This window comes from Streptomyces sp. NPDC059456 (assembly GCF_042750055.1).
Taxonomy (GTDB): domain Bacteria; phylum Actinomycetota; class Actinomycetes; order Streptomycetales; family Streptomycetaceae; genus Streptomyces.
The window spans coordinates 1-1,911 of sequence record NZ_JBHYVA010001037.1 but is presented as its reverse complement, the minus strand read 5'-3'; the positions used below and the strand labels follow the sequence as shown (position 1 = coordinate 1,911).

Here is a 1,911-nt window from a genome sequence, read left to right as displayed (position 1 = left end):
GGCGGCCGGGGCGCTCGCCCCCCCCCCCGCCCCGCCCCGGGCCCCCGGCCGCCCCGCCCCCGGCCGGGCGCGGGCGGGGGCCCCCCCCCCCCCCCCCGACCGGTTGGAGAAGCTGTCATGACGCCGTCCCCCTTGCACCGGGTCCGCTGGACCTCCGCGCTGACCGTGGCCGCGCTCGGCGCGGGTACCGTCCGGGCCCGGCGCCGCCTGCGGGCCGTCCCCGTACTGCCCGCGCCGCCGTCCGCGGCGACGGGACTGCCGCGCGCCGCGGGGTGGCGGCTGCTGACCGCGCGCGGGGTCGAGGCCGGCCCGGCGACGTTCCTGGCCGCCTGCGCGCACGCCGACCGGGAGGGCCTGCGGGTGCTGGACCTGCTGCCGGCGGACCTCGCCACCGAGCGGGCGCTGGGGCTGCTGCGGCTGGTCGACCCGGTCCGGTACCGGGAGGACCGGCTGGCCGAGGGGCGCGGAGCCGGGTACGCCGTCCTGGTCGCCGAGGAGGTGCTGGCCCGGGCCGGGGTGGACCGGGACGGCACGGACCCTGCCGGGACGAACCCCGGCGGTACGGACTCCGGCGGTGCGGACTCCGGCGGGCCCGGCGCGGGACGGACCCGGGCGGAACTCCTGGCGCTGACACGCCGCTTGAAGGAGTACGCGGCCGGCGCCACGGGCCTGGCCATCGCACCCGCCCTGTCCGTCGGCCGGACCGCGGACCCCGCGGGGCCGGTCCGGGCGGCCGAGCTGCGGGCGCAGGGGCTGCCGCCGGGGGCGCTGGCCGCCGCCCAGGTCGGCGGGCTGGCACTGCTGGCGGGGCTCGCCGCGCGGCAGGGCCGGTGGGGTGCGGCCGCGGCCGGGCTGTACTGGCTGCAGCCGTACCTGGTGCTCGGCGGTCCGGGCGCCCCGCTGCGTCCTGCCGATCTCCCCGGGGCGACCGCCGCCCGGCCGGCGCGTTCCCTCGGCGCCGCCGTGCGTACCGCCGCCGCGGTCCTGGGCGCGCCCGCTGACACGAACGCCGGGACCGCCCGTACGGCAGCCGCGTACCGGGCCGAACTGGCCCTGGGCAGCGAGCGGTTCCTGGAGCCGCGGCGGCCCGACTGCCCCTGGTGCGGCTCGCAGCGGCTCTCCGTTCGCGTCCGCGTGCCCGACCTCCTCCAGGGCAAGCCCGGCCGGTTCACCCTGGAGCGGTGCGCGGACTGCGGGCACGTCTTCCAGAACCCCCGGCTGACCCTGGAAGGCCTGGAGTTCTACTACCGGGACTTCTACGACGGGCGCGGCGGCGAAGGCGCCGGCGCGGTCTTCGGGCAGCTGGGCGACTCCTACCGCAAGCGCGCCGAGATGCTCCGCCCGCACACCGCGCACGCACCGGCCTCCTGGCTCGATGTCGGAACCGGGCACGGCCACTTCTGCACCGTGGCGCAGACCCTGTGGCCGGACACCCGCTTCGACGGCCTGGACATGGGCGACGGGGTCGCCGAGGCCGAGCGGCGCGGCTGGGTGGAGACCGGGTTCCAGGGCCAGTTCCCGGAGTTCGCGCAGAAGCTGGCCGCCCGGTACGAGGTCGTCAGCATGTACCACTACCTGGAGCACACGCGTGATCCGCTCGCCGAGCTGGACACCGCGGCCGCCGTCCTCGCCCCCGGCGGACACCTGGCGATCGAGCTGCCCGATCCCGAATCGCGGATGGCGCGGCTGCTGGGATCCGCGTGGCTGCCGTGGTTCCAGCCGCAGCACCAGCACCTGATCCCGGCGCCGAACCTGCGCGAGGCGCTGGCCGAGCGCGGGTTCACCGTCGTGGCCGAGGAGCACGGCCCCGCCCACCAGGGCAATGACTTCTTCGGCGCGGTGGCCCTGACCACCACCCGGCTGGCGCCGGATCCGGACCGCCCCTGGGCTCCCCCGGCCCCGCCCGTACGG

General features: G+C 78.8%; 1 protein-coding gene. It reads left to right on the top strand.

Going from position 1 to position 1,911, the window contains the following annotated elements; all coding sequences use genetic code 11:
• Positions 1-117 precede the first annotated feature (117 nt).
• The coding region (locus ACFXA3_RS41885) for a methyltransferase domain-containing protein (RefSeq protein WP_385196659.1) at positions 118-1,911 on the top strand (1,794 nt) is incomplete at its 3' end.